Source organism: Priestia filamentosa (genome assembly GCF_900177535.1).
GTDB classification, from domain to species: Bacteria; Bacillota; Bacilli; order Bacillales; family Bacillaceae_H; genus Bacillus_I; species Bacillus_I filamentosa.
Window position 1 is genome coordinate 195,062 of sequence record NZ_FXAJ01000002.1, and the last position, 20,387, is coordinate 215,448.

Annotated in this window: 18 protein-coding genes; all 18 read left to right on the plus strand. The window is 37.4% G+C overall.

Features of this window, described 5'->3' with window-relative positions; genetic code table 11:
- The first annotated feature begins 52 nt into the window (after positions 1-52).
- The 18 genes from B9N79_RS08135 (at position 53) to B9N79_RS08220 (ending at position 20,334) form a co-directional block, all read left to right on the plus strand.
- On the plus strand, positions 53-1,471 hold the full coding sequence (locus B9N79_RS08135; RefSeq protein ID WP_085118608.1) for a spore germination protein: 1,419 nt from the start codon (positions 53-55) through the stop codon (positions 1,469-1,471).
- 50 nt (positions 1,472-1,521) lie between these two features.
- On the plus strand, positions 1,522-2,616 hold the full coding sequence (locus B9N79_RS08140) for a GerAB/ArcD/ProY family transporter (RefSeq protein WP_040057888.1): 1,095 nt from the start codon (positions 1,522-1,524) through the stop codon (positions 2,614-2,616).
- Positions 2,613-3,719 carry a Ger(x)C family spore germination protein gene (locus B9N79_RS08145; protein WP_046217101.1) on the plus strand — a complete coding sequence of 369 codons (1,107 nt, stop codon included), beginning with the start codon at positions 2,613-2,615 and terminating at the stop codon, positions 3,717-3,719. The genes B9N79_RS08140 and B9N79_RS08145 overlap by 4 nt, the downstream gene beginning before the upstream one ends.
- Before the next feature lie 134 nt (positions 3,720-3,853).
- Complete coding sequence (locus tag B9N79_RS08150; RefSeq protein WP_046217102.1) at positions 3,854-4,918, plus strand: sensor histidine kinase; 1,065 nt, start codon at positions 3,854-3,856, stop codon at positions 4,916-4,918.
- Positions 4,915-5,487: an ANTAR domain-containing response regulator gene (locus B9N79_RS08155; protein ID WP_040057885.1), complete on the plus strand. Its 573-nt coding sequence runs from the start codon at positions 4,915-4,917 to the stop codon at positions 5,485-5,487. Before B9N79_RS08150 ends, B9N79_RS08155 begins: the two co-directional genes overlap by 4 nt.
- 75 nt (positions 5,488-5,562) lie before the next feature.
- Positions 5,563-7,026: an ethanolamine ammonia-lyase reactivating factor EutA gene (locus B9N79_RS08160; protein ID WP_046217103.1), complete on the plus strand. Its 1,464-nt coding sequence runs from the start codon at positions 5,563-5,565 to the stop codon at positions 7,024-7,026.
- Positions 7,023-8,384: an ethanolamine ammonia-lyase subunit EutB gene (locus tag B9N79_RS08165; RefSeq protein ID WP_046217104.1), complete on the plus strand. Its 1,362-nt coding sequence runs from the start codon at positions 7,023-7,025 to the stop codon at positions 8,382-8,384. Before B9N79_RS08160 ends, B9N79_RS08165 begins: the two co-directional genes overlap by 4 nt.
- Positions 8,385-8,401: 17 nt before the next feature.
- Positions 8,402-9,109 (plus strand): ethanolamine ammonia-lyase subunit EutC, encoded by a 708-nt coding sequence (gene eutC / locus B9N79_RS08170; RefSeq protein WP_040057882.1) that lies wholly within the window; start codon positions 8,402-8,404, stop codon positions 9,107-9,109.
- A gap of 17 nt (positions 9,110-9,126) precedes the next feature.
- Positions 9,127-10,365 (plus strand): ethanolamine utilization protein EutH, encoded by a 1,239-nt coding sequence (eutH, locus tag B9N79_RS08175; RefSeq protein WP_046217105.1) that lies wholly within the window; start codon positions 9,127-9,129, stop codon positions 10,363-10,365.
- A 102-nt stretch (positions 10,366-10,467) separates the two neighbouring features.
- On the plus strand, positions 10,468-11,409 hold the full coding sequence (locus B9N79_RS08180) for an agmatinase family protein (protein ID WP_040057881.1): 942 nt from the start codon (positions 10,468-10,470) through the stop codon (positions 11,407-11,409).
- 213 nt (positions 11,410-11,622) lie between these two features.
- A complete protein-coding gene (locus B9N79_RS08185; protein WP_046217106.1) occupies positions 11,623-13,773 on the plus strand; it encodes a glycosyltransferase family 39 protein in 2,151 nt (716 codons plus the stop codon).
- 71 nt (positions 13,774-13,844) lie between these two features.
- Entirely contained in the window at positions 13,845-14,816 is a 972-nt protein-coding gene (locus B9N79_RS08190) for a glycosyltransferase family 2 protein (protein WP_046217107.1), read from the plus strand.
- The gene (locus B9N79_RS08195; protein ID WP_046217108.1) at positions 14,809-15,195 is read left to right on the plus strand and encodes a GtrA family protein; all 387 of its coding nucleotides are present in this window, start codon (positions 14,809-14,811) and stop codon (positions 15,193-15,195) included. Before B9N79_RS08190 ends, B9N79_RS08195 begins: the two co-directional genes overlap by 8 nt.
- Positions 15,196-15,234: 39 nt before the next feature.
- Positions 15,235-16,125 (plus strand): UTP--glucose-1-phosphate uridylyltransferase GalU, encoded by an 891-nt coding sequence (gene galU / locus B9N79_RS08200; protein ID WP_046217109.1) that lies wholly within the window; start codon positions 15,235-15,237, stop codon positions 16,123-16,125.
- Positions 16,126-16,282: 157 nt separating this feature from the next.
- Positions 16,283-16,609 carry a DMT family transporter gene (locus B9N79_RS08205; protein WP_019395425.1) on the plus strand — a complete coding sequence of 109 codons (327 nt, stop codon included), beginning with the start codon at positions 16,283-16,285 and terminating at the stop codon, positions 16,607-16,609.
- A gap of 422 nt (positions 16,610-17,031) precedes the next feature.
- Positions 17,032-18,039, plus strand: coding sequence for an ADP-ribosylglycohydrolase family protein (locus B9N79_RS08210; RefSeq protein WP_239695491.1), 1,008 nt, complete (start codon positions 17,032-17,034; stop codon positions 18,037-18,039).
- Between the two features lie 11 nt (positions 18,040-18,050).
- Entirely contained in the window at positions 18,051-19,439 is a 1,389-nt protein-coding gene (locus B9N79_RS08215; RefSeq protein WP_046217111.1) for a purine-cytosine permease family protein, read from the plus strand.
- Positions 19,420-20,334: a PfkB family carbohydrate kinase gene (locus B9N79_RS08220; protein WP_046217112.1), complete on the plus strand. Its 915-nt coding sequence runs from the start codon at positions 19,420-19,422 to the stop codon at positions 20,332-20,334. Before B9N79_RS08215 ends, B9N79_RS08220 begins: the two co-directional genes overlap by 20 nt.
- Positions 20,335-20,387: the final 53 nt, after the last annotated feature.

Sequence of the window (20,387 nt, forward strand, 5' to 3'; positions counted from 1 at the left end):
TTTACCTTTTGTGACAAAATAAAAGCGATATTGGGAAGAGTTGGTGATGATAATGAGTGATATATCTTCGTTAAGCACTGGATTAGAAAGGAATTTAGCATATCTTACTCCTTTACTAAAAGACCAGGCAGACATGTCGCGGAAAGATATTTATATAAAAAAACATGATAGAGCATGTACCATCTTATACTTACAAAATTCGTTGAATAGTGAAGCGCTTCAAAAGCTCGTTGATTCATTAACCTCAATTGACTATTTAACAGAATTTGAATATCCATTTAAAGAAATTTTATTTTCTAAGATTGGGCTTCTTAAGCAAACAGAGCTTTTCTCATATGAAGAAATACTAGAAGCTATTTTCAATGGAATGTCTGTCTTGCTTGTGGATGGAATGAATATAGCTTTTTCGTTAAATACAATAATGCCTAAAATGAGAGCATTTGCTGAGCCGACAACAGAGCGTGTTGTCCGAGGCCCAAAGCTTTCTTTTATCGAAAACACAGATGAAAATATCGGACTTATTCGCCAGTTTATGAATAATCAAAATTTGATGATTGAGCAAGGTGAAGTTGGTTTGCACGGAAAAGTAAAGATCACCAAACTTTACATCAAAGGTACAGCTGATGAAAAGCTGCTTCAGAGAGTAGAAGAAAAGCTTTCGAAAGTTCAGGAGAGAGATATTGAAGATTCGGGTATGCTTGGTGAACTTCTCGAAGAAGTACCGTTTTCTCCCTTTCAACAAATTCAAAATACAGAGCGGATGGACATCGCCTTAGCAGCTTTAAAAGATGGAAGAGTGATCATTATGGTCGATGGATCACCGTTTGTTCTTGTTGTTCCCGCAACAATTAACATGTTGTTAAAGTCTCCTGATGACTACTATGAGCGGTGGATTGCGGGAACGTTTTTACGCATACTTCGGTATGTATCTTTATTTATCACGCTTTTTTTATCTTCGATTTATATTTCGCTTGTTTCATTTAATCAAGGATTGTTGCCGACTGAACTAGCGTTGACAATTGCACAAACACGTGAAAATGTGCCATTTCCACCTTTTATTGAAGCAATTATTATGGAAATGACGATTGAATTATTAAGAGAAGCTGGAATACGACTTCCCACTCCGCTTGGTCAAACAATTGGGTTAGTTGGAGGGGTTGTCATTGGGCAAGCGGCTGTACAGGCTAATCTTGTAAGTTCAATTATGGTTATTATTGTTTCTATCACAGCGATTACTTCATTCATTGTGCCTCAGTACGGATTTGGTCTTGCCTTCCGAGTTTTACGTTTTGGAGCAATGATCAGTGCTGCGCTTTTAGGAATCTACGGAGTCACTATTTTCTTTATTATTGTAACCATTCATATGGCGAAATTAGACAGCTTTACGATTCCATACTTTGACCCAGGAGCATCAATTCAAAAAGGGAAGTGGAAAGATTTTATTATGAGGCTTCCATTCCCAAAAATGTAGAGCAATGGTCGGGATTTGATTAAAAAAGATGTTTGAATGGAGGGACTCATATGGGGCGAGATGGAGGACAGCTTACAACATTAGATTTTATAGCTTTGATTTCCTCTACAATGTTAGGCGTTGGCTTATTAGTGCTGCCCCGAACCATTACAGCTAAAGTTGGCACACCTGATGGATGGCTTGTGCTTGTCATTGACGGTCTCCTCTTTTTTGTGGTCATTTATGTACTACTTCAAATCTTAAAGAAGCATAATGTGAAAAATTACTTTGATTATACACAAGAAGGATTCGGAAAAAAGCTTGGAAAACTCGTTAATTTAATTATGGTTGTTTATTTTATAGGAGTAGCAAGCTTTGAAGTCGTCGCGATGAGTGAAATGGTTCGCTTTTTCCTTTTAGCTGAGACACCTGTAGAGCTTATTATACTTACGTTTATTTTAACGTCTGCGTATTTAATTAATAGCAATCTTAAAGTAATTGCGAGAGTATGCGTCTTTTTCTTTCCCATTACAATTGCTGTTATTTTACTGATATATGCTTTTGGCCTACAAATTGTGGATATAAAAAACGTTCAACCTATTCTTGGGCAAGGGATTATGCCAGTTGTTAAAGGAATGAATACAGTTATGCTTTCTTTCTTTGGGATTGAACTTCTGCTCATTTTAAAAGGTTTTACAAGCAAAGATACAAAGCTTATGAAAGGAGCCTTTGTAGGTTTTGCTGTCCCACTGCTTTTATATATTTTAACGTACGTGCTTGTTGTAGGAGGGGTCACTGTTCAAGAAGTAACAACTGTAACATGGCCAACGATTTCTTTTGTGCAATCGTTTGAAGTAAAGGGGATTTTTATTGAACGGTTAGAGTCTTTCTTACTTATAACATGGATTTTACAATTTTTCACAACGCTTACTCTTTACTACTTTTCAGCTGTTACAGGGTTGCAGTCAGTCTTTCGAAATGGATATAAACCTAACATTTATATTCTTATTCCAATTATCTTTCTCTTGGCTAATTGGCCGAAGGATACGATTGAAATTTTAAAAATGAGTGATATGTTAGGGTGGATTTTTCCATTTGTTCTACTAGCTATTCCCATCCTAAACTTCCTGCTTGTAGCCATTAAAAGGAGAGTGAAAGCGAGATGAAAAAGATCTTACTCTTGTTTGTTCTTCTTTTTTTAGTTGGGTGTGGAGACAGTCAAAACCTTGAGGATGTTTCTTTACTAGTTGGGTCTGGAATTGACGCAGGAAAAAAAGGAGAAGTGCATCTTACCCAGCAGATTATCATTCCATCTGGAGGCGGAGGAAGTGAGGCAACTAGGCCTTCTTATAAAAACTATTATACAAAAGGAACGACGATTCAAGAATCCATTCGGGATATTGCTCTTAAAACATCTCCAGTGATGAGCAATCACCAGCGCGTGTTGATTTTTAGTAAAAATGCTCTTGACAAATATCCTCTTGACGTATGGATTAATGAATATATTAGAGACGATAATACAAGAAGAAGTGCGCTTGTGTTTGTAACAAGAGAATCGGCAAAGAAAATCTTGTCAACAGGCTCAAAAGAGGATATTCCAGCTAATAAAATCTTTGAAATTGCAAATAACAAAACGTCTTCTAATAAAATTTTAAAACCGATTACACTTGGACAAGTGTCAGCGAAGCTTCAGTCAGACGGAAGTTTTGCTGTACAAGGCCTTAAAATTAAAGATGGAGATCTAAGTCTTGATGGAGTAGAAGTCATTGACGATGGAAAACCCATTGGGCATATGACGCCAAAGGATGTGAGTCATTTGAACTGGCTCATTGGCGATGTGCAAGGAGGAACCGTCCCAGCAACATATAAAGGAGAACCCATTTCCTTTGAAATCTTCCATATGGTGAGAAAAGAGATTAAGACCAAAATTAAAAATGGAAAACTTCACTTCGATATCTCACTAGAATGTGAGGGGCGAATTGCGGAGAACTGGTACAGAAAAGAAAATTCCTTTAAGAAAAAATATCTCGAGGAAATGGAGAGAGCGATAGAAAAACAAGTGAAAAAAGACGTAGAAGACATTATTCATAAGCTTCAAACAAAATATAAAACAGGTGTTGCGGGTCTTTATCAATATGTCCAAATTCAGAACCCTAAATATTGGAAAAAACACAATAAAGAGTGGGGGAAAAAGTTTAGTGAAGCTGAAATTAATTATGATATAAACATTGAAGTTATCGATTTTGGAACAAAAGGATCAACGTCATAAGAGCTGTCAAAAAAAAGAGAAATCGGACGAAAGATGTTATATTGTTAGAAGTTTTGACATTAAAATTGAGCATTTCTTTTCATATGGTATAGTAATGATATAAAAGGTAGAATATTTTGAAAAAGAGGAGAAAAATGAACACACTTTCTTGTTTAGAAGACCTCCATCATCTATCTTTACCTCAGAAAGAAAGAATAATGGAAGTTGCACATACTCTCCAACTTACAGCAGATATTGCAAAGTCAGATATGTTTATTGATTGTTCCCTGTCTGAAGATAAAGCAATGATTGTTGCACAGGCTCAGCCTGCAACAGCTTCTTCTTTATATAAAAGAAATATTATAGGAGAAACAGCAACAGAACAAAACGAACCAGGGGTATTTTTTAGCTTAAGAACGGGTAATACCATTACGAATTCACGCGGCATCACCCAAGAATGTGTGATCGTTCAGCAAGATATCGTACCTATTGTTGATAACAAAGGAACTACTATTGGAGTGCTCATAAGAGAGCGAGATATTTCAGAAGAAATGATGACTAATAAACGGGTTGAAGAGCTGTTAATTCCAAAAGAAAGTGCAGACAGGGAAGGGACGGTGAAATCTCTTATTCAAAAAGAAATTCATCACCGTGTTAAAAACAACCTACAGGTTATTTCAAGCTTGCTTAGATTGCAAACGCGCCGAGCTCATTCTGAAGTATCGGATATCTTGCAAGATAGTGTAGCGAGGATTGAGACAATTTCAATTATACATGATTACTTAGCTCAAGATGGAATAGAAGCCGTAAACATTGTGCTCGTAATGGAGCGAGCCGCTGATATGCTTATACGTCTAGCCTCTGTACCGGAAAAAGAAATCGCTCTTTCGGTTGAAGGGGAGCCTACTTTTTTACCATCTAATCAAGCAACATTCGTTTTACTTATTGTGAATGAACTTGTTCAAAATTGTCTCAAACATGCTTTTGAACAACAAAAGAGTGGGAAAATTAGTATTACAGTAATCTGCCGTAAACAAATAGCAAACATTACGGTTGAAGATAATGGTAGAGGAATAATTGAGGACAAGCGGTCCTCGCTTGGACTGCAGCTTGTACATACGTTGGCAGCAGAGCTGAACGGCGTTCTCTCCACTTTTTCATCAGAAGACGGAACAAAAATGACGCTTACATTTCCTATAGCAAAAGCGGTGATGTTATGAAAGACCGAGTGATGGTTGTAGATGATGAACCTATTACACGCCTGGATATAAAAGAAATGCTTGAAGAGCGTGGGTATAACTTAGTTGGGGAAGCTAAAAACGGTGAAGAGGCAATTGAAAAAGCTAAACATCTTGCTCCAAACCTTATCATTATGGATATAAAGATGCCTATTCTAGATGGCGTAAAGGCTTCTTCTATTATAAAGAAACAATCGGATTGTGCAATTTTACTTTTAACAGCTTACAGCGATCAAGAATTAACGATAAAGGCTAAAAAAGCAGGAGTTACAGGATACCTTGTTAAACCTGTGAAAGAAAGGGAGCTCATTCCCGCTGTTGAAATTGCTTTAAGTCAACGGAAGAAAGAGCTAGAGCTCTTTAGAAAAATTGCTCTTTTAGAAGAAAAAATAGAGCATCGTAAAAAAATTGAAAAAGCAAAAGGAATTCTAATGAAAGTAGAAGGATATTCAGAGGAAGAGGCATACCGAAAACTCCAAAAAAAGAGTATGGAAACTCACGTATCAATGGTGAAAATAGCGGAACAGGTTATAGGAAAAGTGAATAAATAAAAGCAATGGCGCTTTGAAGACCCTCTATATGTTGTAGGGATTCTTTGAAGCGCTTTTTCGTTAGGAGGAGGATTTTTGGGCGAATATTGGATAAAAAGTATAGGAATTGACATTGGAACAAGCACAACGAAAGTCATTTTAAGCAGGCTTCTCATTAATGAAAGGAAGGATGGTTTTAGCCTTCCTTTTTGCCCCATTATTGATCGAGAAGTGACCTATACAGGCTCTTTATATGAAACACCTTTAGAAACCGAAGATATGATTCATATTGAAAAGCTAAAGAATCTTCTTTCAAAAGAGTATCAAAAAGCTAACGTTAACTTAAAAGATATTAAAGGAGGAGCTGTCATTATTACAGGGGAAACAGCTCGAAAAGAAAATGCTGAAAGTATTATTCATTACTTGGCAGATAAAGCAGGAGACTTTGTTGTTGCAACAGCAGGAGATAGCCTAGAAGGTATTCTAGCTGGAAAAGGATCCGGAGCTATGAAACGTTCAGAAGAGATAAATGGAACAGTTACGAATGTTGATATTGGGGGCGGAACCGCAAATGTAGCATTTTTCCAAGATGGAAAAGCTGTAGCTTCCCTTACTTTCCACGTTGGGGGACGCCTTGTTCGTTTAACAGAAGATGGAGAAGTTGAGTATGTAGCGCCATCACTTTTTAAATGGCTTTCTTATCGATCTATTAATCTAAAAAAAGGAGACATTTTATCGTATAAGCAAGCTCAAAAGCTCTGTCAAAAACTGAGTGAAGACTTGTTTGCATATTTATTAAGCGACGATAAACAAGGTGGAGAGCTTTTGCTGACAGGAGAACATAATGAAATGCTTCCTAAGCCTGATGAAATTCTGATTTCTGGGGGAGTTGGGGCAATGATGAATGATGCACAAATTCATACAATGAAGGATGTAGCAAGATATGGAGATATTGGTCCGCTCTTAGCATCTGTAATTCCGACTGCTTTTCCTTTATCAAGTGTGCGTATTAAAAAAGCAGTTGAGACAAATAGAGCAACAGTGATTGGGGCTGGTATGCAAAGTACGGAAGTAAGCGGAGCAACTGTTCATGTGCAAAAAGAACTTTTACCAATCAGAAATATACCGCTTTTAAAAGTGCAAACAACTAAAAAAGGAGAGTGGAGTTCTCTCGAGTTCTCGAGGAGATTGAAAGAAAAAATAAGGCATGCAAAAGAAGTGTATGATACAAAACAAAACCCACCGTTTGCTTTAACGCTCCTTGACATGCCTTATTGTTCGTACGTGATTTTACAGGAAATGGCTCAAGTTATTTATGAAGAAATGGAAAAAGAGTTTCAAAAGGAAAATATTGTCGTTGTTTGTGAGGACGATGTAGCAAAAGCGCTCGGTCACGCCCTCAGAAAACGGTGTGCTAAGGTTGTGAATATTGTTTGTATTGATGGCGTGCAGGTTGCTGATGGAGATTATATAGATCTTGGGATGCCTGTTGGAGGAGAAGCGATTTCAGTTTCTGTTAAAACACTTGCATTTCATCAACAGAAGGAGGAAAAAGAATGAATAAAAAAACAACTATTCTCGGACAAACTTATTCTTTTAAAAGTTTAAAAGAAATTATGGCAAAAGCAAATGAAGAAAAATCAGGAGATGAGCTTGCTCGTGTTAGTGCTGAAAATATGAAAGAAAGAATGGCAGCTAAAATCGTGCTGTCAAACATTACACTTGCAGATTTTCGTAACTATCCCCTTCTTGAGGATGAAGTAGCTAGAGTGATTGAAGAAAGTGTTGAAGAGAACGTATACAGAGAAATAAGAACATGGACTGTAGCCGATTTAAGGGAGTATATCTTACATGACGAAACAACAGGAGAGCATTTGTTAACCATTTCAAAAGGGTTAACAAGTGACATGATTGCAGCAGTAGCAAAGCTGATGTCTAATTTAGACTTAATTCAAGCAGCTGCTAAAATTCAAGTTATTACTCATTGTCAAACGAAAATTGGACAGCCAAAAACTCTTGCCTCCCGTGTTCAACCTAATCATCCATCAGATCGATTGCAAGGAATACGTGCCTCTTTATATGATGGATTAAGCTATGGAATTGGAGATGCGGTAATCGGAATTAATCCTGTTATTGATACAACAAATAATATTTATGATCTTCTCTTGGAAACAAAAAATATTATAACGGAATTTTCTATTCCAACTCAAAACTGTGTTCTTTCTCATGTTACAAGCCAAATGAGGGCAATTGAAAAAGGAGCACCTGCTGATCTTATTTTCCAATCACTCGCAGGTACAGAGGAAGGGAACGAGTCCTTTGGTATATCGGTTTCTCTACTTGATGAGGCACACCAGTTGATGCAAGAAAAAGGAACAGCACTTGGACCAAACAGGTGGTATTTAGAAACAGGCCAAGGATCTGAACTTTCCTCAACTAGTCATTATAATATTGACCAACTAACTTTAGAAGCGCGCTGCTATGGTCTTGCTAAACGTTATAATCCATTTATTGTGAACACGGTTGTTGGGTTTATTGGACCAGAGTATTTGTATGATAGCAAGCAAGTAATAAGGGCAGGGCTTGAAGATCATTTTATGGGGAAAATGCATGGACTTCCTATGGGTGTTGATGTTTGTTATACAAATCATATGAATGCAGATCAAAATGATATGGATAACTTGAGTATGCTGCTTGGCACAGCAGGTGTGAATTTTGTTATTGGTGTACCAATGGCAGATGATTGCATGTTGAACTATCAGTCATTAAGTTATCACGATATCGCAACATTGCGAAATGTACTTAATTTAGCTCCTGCTCCAGCTTTTTCAGCTTGGCTTGAAAATCAAGGGATTACAGAAAACGGAAAGTTAACGAGGGTAGCAGGCGATCCTACCATTTTTATGAAAGTGAAATAGAGAAGGAGGAAAAGAGGATGAGAGAAAAAGAAGAGAAACTTGCTCACTTAAAACAATATACACCAGCACGAATTGGGGTAGGAAGAACAGGTACAAGGCCTCTGACAGAAGATTTTTTGTCATTCCGGATTGATCATGCTGCTGCGGTTGACTCTGTTTATGGAGAAGTTAGTGAAGAAACGTTAGCGGAATTTAATCTTTTTTCTGTTACAACTCGTTTTCAAACAAAAGAGCGGTATTTAAAGCGTCCTGATGAAGGGAGACTTCTTTCATTAGAAGGGCGCAACCTTATTAAAAAGGAATGCGTAACACATCCTCAAGTTCAAATTGTGATAGCGGATGGGTTGAGTGCAAATGCCATTGAAGAGAATATTCGAGATGTATATCCTGCTTTAATAGATTCGCTAACATCATATGAGTTAACTGTTGGAACTCCTTTCTTTTTAAAAGGAGGAAGAGTTGCCTGTATGGACGATATTGGTGAAATTTTAAAACCTGAAGCTTTTATTCTTCTCATCGGGGAAAGACCTGGGCTTGTTTGTGCTCACTCACTAAGTGCTTATATGTGTTATAGACCAAGGAAAGGAACGAAAGAATCAAGCCGAATGGTCATTTCTAATATTCACCGTCAAGGTACATCACCTGTTGAAGCGGCAGCGCACATTGGTACGCTTATAGACCAAATGTTAGCCCAAAAAACAAGTGGCGTAAGTCTTGTTGTTTAAAAAAGGGAGGAATACGAGTGGAGAAAATTGGAACATACGTTATTTATATTTTAATGCTTTCTGCTATTATTGGAGGAATTGCAGCTATTAAAAATAAAGAAAAAGGAATTGGAAAGGAATTTATGGAAGGCATTCATTCCATCGGTTATATTTTTATCCCAACTGCAGGCATTATGGCCTCTATCCCATACTTATCTCAACTTATCGAATCTGTCTTCGGTCCGCTTTTTGTAAAGCTTGGAGCAGATCCATCAATTGCAGCAACATCCCTTATTGCCATTGATATGGGCGGTTATCAGCTAGCAGAGGCGTTAGCTCAAACGAAGGAAAGCTGGATTATGGCTATGATTATTGGATATATGGCAGGAGCAACCATTGTATTCTCTATTCCAACAGGCCTTGCTATGCTCCAGAAAAAAGATCACAAGTATATGGCGCTTGGGGTAATGTCAGGGGTTTTAGCTATTCCCATTGGCGTGTTAGTAAGCTGTTTACTCATTGCCTTTACAAATCCAACCATTCGGTCTGCCGTTTCCACAAACTCTTCTGTAGCGTATGAGCTTAGCCTTAGTCTTGGAACAATATTCATGAACCTCATTCCGTTGATTATTTTTGTAGGTTCTCTTGCGATAGGATTACGCTTTTTCCCAGACAAAATGATTAAAGGATTTATGATATTTGGTCGCGGTCTTGATGCTTTCTTAAAGCTTGTTCTCCTTTGCTCCATTGTCGAACACTTTACAGGAGCATTTAGCACTCTTTTTGGAAATTTTGGATTTAGTCCGATTGTAGCTGATGAACAAGACCAGTATAGAGCACTTGAAGTAGCAGGATATATTGGGTTAATGCTAGCTGGGGCTTTTCCATTTGTATATTTGATGCAAAAGTATTTAGCCCTCCCTCTTGAAAAAATAGGAAATCAATTTGGCATTAGTAAAGAAGGAAGTGCTGGTATTCTTGCAGCATCCGCGAACATTTTAGCAATGTTCCGTCTTGTAAAAGATATGCCTGCTAAAGATAAAGTGATGAACATTTCCTATGCGGTTTGTGCTGCTTTTTTATTTGGAGATCATCTTTCATTTACAGCGAATTTTCAACCTAACTTAATTTTGTATATTATGATTGGAAAATTCGTAGGGGGAGCATCAGCTCTTGTTCTTGCAAAATACCTTTCTGTTCCAAAAGCAGTTGAACTTGAAGAAAAAGAGAAAAAAGAAGAGTTAGACATTGAAACTGTAAATTCAGCGGCTATATAAAGTGCTCATTTTTGAGCGCTTTTTTATTTTATAAGAGTATTTTTATTCATAAAGGGTAATGAGACCATAAAAGAAAATAAGGGAAAGAAAGGATGAAAAAGAATGAACAAAATCTATGGGAATACGCCTCCCTTTTTAGGAGCAAAAAATGTGTCAACGGGAAAAGGGATAGAAGAGACAGACGTTTTAATATATGGAGTGCCATGGGAAGGAGCTGTAACATGGGGGGACTATACAGGATGTGAACTTGGACCAAAAGTAATTCGGCTTTCTTCTGCTCGGTATAGCGGCTATTTGCCTGAACTGAATCATATTGATGTTTTTGAACATTTAAGTTTAGGCGATATGGGAGACGTTGACGTTGTTCCAGCTAGTGTAGAAGAAACAATGGAGCGGATTGAAACATTTTCTAAACGAGTATGGAAAGAAAATAAATTTCCGGTTGCATTTGGAGGAGATCATGGAATTACATATCCAATTATGAAGGCCCTTACGGAGGCGAAGCAGGGAAAGAAGTTTGGTATCATTCACCTTGATGCTCACTATGATAATATGGTTTCACATGAAGGAGATGAATTTGCAAGATCAACCCCTTTTGCAAGAATATATGAACTAGATGGAATCCGTAATGAAAGTATTATTCATACAGGGATTCACGGGCCGCGAAACAAACCTGAAAGTGGCCAGTATGCAAAAGAAGCAGGAGCAGAGACTGTTACAATTCGGGACATTAGAGAATGTACGAACATAAAAGAGCTTGCCCAAGACGTTTATAAAAAAGCAAGTCACAATGTTGATGGAGTGTATTTAACAATTTGTAGTGATGTTTTAGATTATGCCTTTAACCCAGGCGGTCCTGTTGATGGAAACGGGTTAACATCTTATGAACTATTAACATTAGTTCATGAATTTGCAAAAAGGGGCATTGTAGGAATGGACTTTGTTGAAGTATATCCTCAGCAAGATCCAAGTCAGTTTTCTGCCCATTTTGTCTCAACAGTTGTTCTCTACGCGCTTGCGGGAAAAATAGAAGGAGAAAGCTAAAGTTTAAGGTTTTTAAACTTTAGCTTTTTATTTTGCTAAAAATTGTTTTTGACATCTTTCCGACATAATTGCTTGTTATAGTCTAAATACACTCAAGGAAACGTTAAAAACGTTGAATTGATAAAAACATGATTTAAGAGATCAAAGTTAGTAGAAGTCCGGACTCTATTAGCCTCAGTAAATCATCGTTTTAAATGATAATGAGGTGAAAAAATGAAAAAGTTTATGTACAAAAGAATGGATCTTATCCTGCTAGGGATTATTCTTCTTTCTGCTTTCTTAAACATCTATAACATTTGGAAAAACGATTATGCGAATGCTTATTATACAGCAGCAGTAAAAAGCATGCTCGAAAACTTCCACAATTTCTTCTATGCTTCTTTTGATCCAGCAGGTTTTGTAACAGTGGATAAGCCGCCGCTTACATTTTGGATTCAAACATTAAGCGCTGCGATTTTTGGTTTGCATGGATGGAGCGTTATGTTACCACAAGCTTTAGCTGGAGTCGGATCTGTTATTCTTCTATACTTCCTTCTAAAACCAACCTTTGGAATTACAGGAGCTAGAATCGCAAGTTTAACAATGGCCATTACACCAATTGTTCCTGCCATAAGTCGTTCAAACAACATTGATAGTATGCTTGTTTTTACTCTTTTAATTGGGGTGTGGATGCTATTTAAAGGCGTTAGAAAGAACAAAGCTATTTGGATAATTGGAGCTTTTGCTATGATTGGACTGGGCTTCAATATGAAAATGATGCAAGCTTTCATGGTTGCTCCTGCGTTTTATCTTTTCTACATAACTGCAGCAAAGGTAAAGTGGAAAAAGAAAATAGGGATATTAGCAAGCGCAACAGCTGTTATGATGGCGTTGTCTCTTTCATGGGCTGTTGTTGTTGATAGTGTATCAGCTGATGATCGTCCTTACATGGGTAGCAGTCAAACGAACTCTGTGTTAGAGCTTGCTTTTGGATATAATGGCGTAGCTCGTTTAACGGGTCAAGGACAAGGCACACCAGGAGGCGGTGGTGCTGGTGCTGATAAAGGAAATGGAGGAGAGATGCAGGCTCCACCAAATGGAATGGAACAAGGAGAAGCACCAGAGGGGATGCCATCAGGAGCTCCACAAAATGGTCAAGGTGGACCAAATCAGGCTAATGATACAAACACAACAAATAGTGATAATTCAGCGAGCAATGATTCTTCTAATACAGATTCATCTTCTACACAAGATAGCACAAACTCAGAAACTCAGACATCTGAAGGTAATGGACAGCGTGATTTTCTAAATAGAGGAGATCAAGGTGGACCAGGTGGTCAAAATGGGGGAGGAATGTTCAATACAGGAACTCCAGGATTCTTCCGTTTGTTCCAAATTGGCTTAGCAGATCAAATTAGTTGGGTTCTGCCGTTTGCTCTTTTTGGATGCGTTGGTTTACTTTCAGGAATTCGTTTGCGAAAACAGTGGAGTGATGAAGAAAAAGAAAGCCTATTCTGGCTTGCGTGGCTTGGTCCTGTTGGTGTCTTCTTTAGTATTGCAGGTTTCTTCCATCAATACTACCTCATCATGTTAGCTCCTCCAATTGCAGCATTTGTTGGGGCAGGATGGGTTAAACTATTTAAGCTTTATCAAACAGAAAAAGGATTTAAATCAATGTTGCTTCCTATTGCAATTCTAGCAACAACTGCTTTTGAAGTCTTTACGTTGAAATCTTATATAGATCAAATTGGGATGGTTTGGAGCATTGGAGTAGGAGTAGCAGGGACATTGCTTTCACTAGCGCTATTCTTCTTCAAACAAAAAGAGAAACGAGCGACATATTTTGTGTCCTTAGCAGCCCTTCTTGCCATTCTTGTTATTCCTGCTTTTTGGGCAAGCACTCCTATTATATATGGAGATGGAAATAGTGTAATGCCAGCGGCTGGTCCTACAACGATGGGAAATGGAAATATGAAGATAGGTGAAGGACAAAACAGCATCAATGAAAATTTAGTTTCTTACCTTAAGAAACATAGCGATGGAGAAACTTACTTATTTGCTACATCTAATGCCTCTTCTGCTGCCCCTTACATTATTGAAGGTGAAACAGTCATGGCAATGGGTGGATTTTCAGGCTCAGATCCGATTTTAACAACAGAGAAGCTTGAAGAAATGGTTAAAAACAATGAAGTGAAATACTTCTTAATTGGTGGCGGCGGTCCTGGTGGCAGCTCAGATTTACAAACATGGATCAAAGAGAATGGAGAAGAAGTGCCACAAGAAGAATGGAACGGTACGTCGAACAGTGATTCTGAGAGCGATTCAAATAGCGGAATGCCTGGTAGAGGAGGTCAAAGCGAAACGCTTTACAAAGTAGAGCTATAAAAGATCTAGATTTGTAAAAGGAGAAACGTTTCTCCTTTTACAAATTCTATTCATAGGAGGTTATAAATGAGATGGAACATATAAAATATTCGATTATTATTCCTGTTTATAATGAAGAAGAAGTTATTGAAACAACGTACGAACGTTTAAGTAATGTAATGCATTCTACAAAAGAAAAATACGAGCTTTTATTTGTAAATGACGGAAGTCAAGACAAGACGGTAGAAATTTTGAAAGAGATTAGCTTACGTGATTCATCTATTAAACTAATTGATTTCTCAAGAAATTTTGGTCATCAAATTGCGATTACAGCAGGAATGGATTATGCAAAAGGAGAGGCAGTTGTTGTAATTGACGCAGATTTGCAAGATCCTCCAGAACTTATCCTCGATATGATTGACAAATGGAAACAAGGGTATGAAGTTGTATATGCGAAAAGAACAAAGCGCAAAGGAGAAACATTTTTTAAAAAGCAAACAGCAGCAATGTTTTATAGAACACTCCGCTCTATGACAGACATTGACATTCCTATTGACACAGGAGACTTTAGACTTATTGATCGTAAAGTATGTGAGCAAATGAAAGGTCTTCAAGAAAAGAACCGATTTGTTCGTGGACTTGTTAGTTGGGTTGGTTTTCATCAGACGGCTGTTGAATATGAACGTGATGAGCGAGCGGCAGGTGAAACAAAGTATCCATTAAAAAAAATGTTAAAGTTATCCCTTGATGGGATTACATCGTTCTCTTATAAACCATTGAAATTAGCAACGTATGCGGGTTCTCTTTTTTCAGGAGCAGGATTTGTTTACATGCTGTATGTTTTATATTTGAAATTCTTTACAGAAAACACTGTAACAGGTTGGGCTTCACTTGTGATTATTCAGCTATTTTTTAGTGGGGTTGTGCTCGTTCTTCTTGGCGTAATTGGAGAATATATCGGACGCATCTATGATGAATCAAAAGGTCGACCTTTATATATTGTGCGTGACATATATAGTACAGAAATGTCTGGAAAGAAAGAGAAGCAAATGATTCATGAATAAAGGAAGAACGTTTCTCAAATTTTGCATTGTGGGAGCTTCTAATACGATTATTGATTTTCTCGTTTTTACCCTTCTCATTTTCGGGGGCATGCCAGCTGTTCTTTCTCAAGTAATCTCTTATAGTTGCGGGCTTTTTAACAGCTATATCCTAAATCGGAAATGGACGTTTAAACAATCATCTAAAGCTCAAAGAAGTGAACTATTCCGCTTTGCTCTCATCAACATGCTAACGCTTTTAATAACAATGAAATGTTTGCTTTTATTTTCAGAGCAATTAGGATGGTCTCTTTTAATCAGCAAGGTGGGAGCTACCATCATCGGTTTGGGAATTAACTTTATAGGAACGAAAGCGTGGGTATTTAAAGCACAAAATGGATAGAAAAAGAAATCAAATAAAATAAAAATGGAGGAGAAGAAGATGAAGAAAGTAAGAAAAGCTGTTATTCCAGCAGCAGGATTAGGTACTCGTTTTTTACCTGTTACAAAATCAATTCCAAAGGAAATGTTGCCGATTGTCAACAAACCAACAATTCAAATTATTGTAGAAGAAGCGCTGAAATCGGGAATTGAAGATATTATAATTGTGACAGGAAAAGGAAAACAAGCAATTGAAAATCATTTTGATTATGATGCTGAGCTCGAGAGACATTTAAGTGAGCAGGGAAAAGAAGAACAGCTTAATGCCATTCAACATGTTTCAAACCTAGCTAATATTCATTATGTTCGTCAAAAAGAACCAAAAGGTCTTGGCCATGCTATTTCTTGTGCTCGCACTTTTATTGGAGATGAGCCATTTGCGGTCCTTCTTGGAGATGATTTAACTTACTCTGAAGAACCTTGTTTGAAACAGCTCATTAAGCAATATGAGAAAAAAGAGTGTTCAGTTGTTGGTGTTCAGCCTGTCCCAACCGAAGAGATCAGCAGGTACGGAGTAATAGATCCGGCTGAGAAAGAACACCGCCTTTATCGAGTAGATTCATTTGTTGAAAAACCGCAACCTGAAGAAGCTCCTTCAAATTTAGCCATTATTGGTCGCTATGTTTTTACACCAGAAATTTTTACTTACTTAGAGAAACAGAAAGAAGGAAAAGGAGGCGAAATTCAGCTCACAGATGCTATTGAATCAATGAATGAGTTACAAGCGGTTTTTGCTTATCAGTTTGAAGGTCAAAGATATGATGCAGGCGAGCCGCTCAGTTTTCTTTTAACAAACATTTCTTTCGCTTTAGAAGATAAGGAGCTTCGCGAACCAATGTTGAAAGAGCTTAAAAAGCTGATCGAAAAAAGTGAACTTCATTATACATCCTAATGTAAAAAAAGCACAAAGTTGTTAGGTTTTTTAACAACTTTGTGCTTTTTTTGTGAACAACACCAATTTTCAATAAAAACACTAGCGTAGTCTTGCTCACATATGGTACGATTTTCTTCGGAAAAATGTTATAGGAAAGATGAATGAGGTGATGATTGTGCAACCTTATTTCTATTTAGCTCTAGCTATTATTTTAGAAATTATCGGCAGCTCTATGCTTAAATCGTCAGCAGGATTTACGAAGCTTATCCCGAGTATAGGAGCCGTTGCTGGCATAGGAGCTGCTTTTTATTTTCTTTCTCTATCTCTTCAAAACATACCGTTAAGTATGGCTTATGCTATTTGGTCTGGCGTGGGTACGGCTCTTACAGCTCTTGTTGGCATTATGATTTGGAAAGAAAATATAAGCATATATAGTGTAGTAGGAATTATTATGATTATTGGTGGAGTTATCGTTTTAAATATGAAAGCTGCACCACATTAAAAACGCTTAAGCTTAGTAGCTTAAGCGTTTTTTAGTCACCCGACAACCCCGCCGACCTGGTTAAGTGTCCCGCAACAAGCGAATAATATGGGGAGCGGGTGACATATATAGCGTGTGTCAAACACGCAAAAATATACTTCCCTTTTTTCTTTCTATTAAAACTCTTTTTTATTTAAAAGATAAAAAGTTCAACTTTAATTTAATTTTTAATAAATACATAAAGGATAATAAAGAAAATAATTTCTGAATATTATAATTTTTTACATAAAAAGTAGAAAATTATAATAATTTGGAAAAAAAGCAGGGGAAATAAAATAATTGTCTAATTTAAGTAGATGGGAAAGAGAAATGACTTTTGATGGTAGAAAAATAACGAAGATCATTTAGCAATAAAATGAGTGACAAACATGGGGGAACTGGTAGTGGACATATTAATGGATAAAACATTAGGAGCACTATATGGTTTAGCAATTGGCGATGCAATGGGAATGCCTGGGGAACTTTGGAGCAGAAGGAGAATTAAACAACACTTTGGTAAAATTGATACGTTTATCTCGGGACCCCAAGAAAACGAAGCTGCACGCTATTATAAAAGAGGACAATATACAGATGATACAGCCCAAAGCATCGCTATTTTAGATGCTTTAATTGAGCGGAATTTTATCCCATCAACAACAGTAATTGCCGACCATCTTATTGAGTGGGCTGAACAAAATCAAGCTTTTGAACACAATATTCTTGGCCCAAGTTCAAAAATAGCGTTACAAACGATTCGGACAGGGGGAAATGCTTCTACTGTTACAGCGAAAGCTGAAACAAACGGAGCAGCAATGCGAATTGCTCCTATCGGATGTCTCATCCCATCTACTTACATGGAAGAAATTGTGAGGTATGTTTATGAGGTTAGTCGAGTAACGCATGGATCAGATGTTGCTATTAGTGGAGCAGCAATGGTTGCAATGGCTGTTAGCGCAGCATTTGAAGGTTGCAGTTGGGAGGAGATCATACAAAAAGTAAAAGATACTTATAGTTGTTCTCTTAGCTTATATGGGACAGAAACATTTAGTCCATCATTAAAAGCAAGACTTGATCTCTGCCTAGAATATGCAGAGAAATTTAAGAATGAAGAAGACGCTTTTGCCGATCATCTTTATCACATTATCGGAGCGGGGACATTAACATGTGAATCCGTGCCAACAGCTTTAGCTTTGGCGTATTATACAAAGGATGTTCATAAATGTAGTATCATGTGTGCCAATTTAGGAGGAGATACGGATACTATTGGAGCTATGGCAACAGCAATATGTGGAGCGAAGGTAGGAATTACAGGAATTTTACCAGAGTGGATTGAGACGATTAACAGAAGCAATGGAGTCGATTTTACTTACTATGCTGAACACCTTGTGAAATATCGAAGATTTCATTATTAAGGGGGAAGAAAATGAGTAAACCATCTTCATCTATTTTTTTGTCACCTTCTGAGCGGTCGGGAAAACCAAAGGAACTCTTTTTTATTTGGTTTGCAAGTAATATTGGAATTTTAGGTGTTGTATACGGCACAATGATTGTCGGATTTGGCCTTAGCTTTTTTCAATCGCTGCTTGCGGCTATGCTTGGATCGTTATCTTTTATCCTTGTTGGATTAACAAGTATTTCAGGTAAAAATACGGGAGCAAATATGCTCACGTTATCTCGAGCAGCTTTCGGAAGAAAAGGAAACTATTTTCCAACGTTTATGGTCTGGATGAGTTTTGTTGGTTGGCTTGCTGTTAATGTTATTACAGGCACTTTAACATTGTTGTCATTACTTAATGTTTGGGGTTTAAACACAACGTCGTTGCTAACAGTTGTCAGCCTTTTTGCTTTTTCTCTTCTTGTTTTACTTTCAAATTTATTTAGTCAAAAAGTACTTGTAAAAGCTCAAACCCTTTTTACATACGTTTTTGGTTTGTTAACCCTTTTTGTAATAGCCTTACTTATTCCAAAAACAAACTGGCAAGCTTTGTTTCAAATAAATAACGGCGATTGGTTAACGTCTTTTCTTCCTGCTGTTTCTATTATTATTGCAGGTACTGGCATTGGATGGGTAGGGGCTGGTGCTGATTATAGCCGTTATCAACATCCTAAAACTTCTTCTCGATCTGTTGTTATGAGCGTAACTTTAGGAGCTTTTTTTCCGTTATTTATTATTATGAGCGCTGGAATTTTAATGACAACGTCCGTTCCGTCATTAGGAACAGCGGATAATCCAATTAATGTAATTAGTCAATCTCTTCCATCTTGGATGACGGCTCTTTATTTTCTTACAGCTTTAGGTGGATTAATTCCGCAATGTATTTTAAGTTTAAAATCAGCGCGTACAAATTTACAGACGTTAGATATTCATGTGAAAGACTCCACAGCGATTTTTATCCATGCTATCATTATTATTGCTCTTCCTGTGTATGTTTTGTTTTTCTCTGAAAATTTCCTAGGAGATTTTCAGATTTTCTTAGGACTAGTCGGAATTGGGTTAGCTTCTTGGGGAGCTACGTTTCTCGTTGATTTTGCTCTTGTTCGGAGGAAATTTGGGTATGATCTAAAACTGTTGAGCAACAAGGCAGAGGTAATAAATCCAGCGGGACTTTTAAGTTGGTTGATTGGAATTGCAGCAGGTCTGGCGTTTACAAATACGTCATTTTTTACTGGGCCATTTGCAAGAGGGATTTTTGAGGATAGTAGTTTAGGTGTATTATTAGCATTTATTGTGAGTGGAGTTGTACAAGTTGTTTTAGTAAATGTGCAATCTTCAAAGAGTAGAGGTGTAGAAAGTGGAAAAATGGCAAAATGAAGACACGAACGAGCCTGGGCCGAAAGGAAAAGTACTTATTCTCGGTGCAGCGATTATCGATGTAATCATTAAAGTAGCAGAGCTTCCTAAAAGCGGTCAAGATATTTTTGCAAGAGCGGATCAAGTGACGGTTGGTGGTTGTGCTTATAATGTATCAAGTGTGTTAAAACAGCTTTGTATTCCACATGACTTACTTATTCCTGTTGGAGAGGGGAATTGTGCAAAGGTTATTAGAGAGGAGCTTTTGAAAGAAGAATATCCGCTTCTTATTGAAGAACCATATGACAACGGTTGGAGTTTATGTATTGTTGAAGAAGGTGGAGAACGAACGTTTATAACCATACCAGGGATTGAAACACAGTGGAGAGAAGAATGGTTTCAGGCTATTGAAATTGACACATACGACTACATTTATATATCAGGATACGAATTGGAAGGTCCTTCAGGCTATATTGTTACAAAAGCGCTTGAAAAACGGAAGAAAGAAGCTAAGCTAATTTTTGATCCAAGTCCAAGAATTAAATTTATTGATGAAAGTGTTATAAAAAAGGTCTTGACAAAAGGAACAATTGTTCATTCAAATAAGGCAGAACTTCTTTGCCTAACAAGTGAAAGCTCTGTTGAAGATGGAGCACGCGCTATTTTTGATAAAACGGGTGAACCTGTAATTATCACATTAGGTGCTGAAGGAACGTTCTTTTACACAGAAGAAGAAAGTGACCTTATTCCATCAGAACCTGCTCTTGTCGTTGATACAATCGGTGCAGGAGATTCACACCTTGCTTGTTTTATTGCAGGCCTTGCTGTTAATTTATCGTTAAGAGAAGCGTGTGCAGTTGGAAATGGTATTGCAAGGCTTGTTGTACAGCAATCAGGTAGTAAACTTGTCTTATAAAAGAGATGATGCGAATTTCGCATCGTCTCTTTTTTTAGTGATTTCTTCTAAAG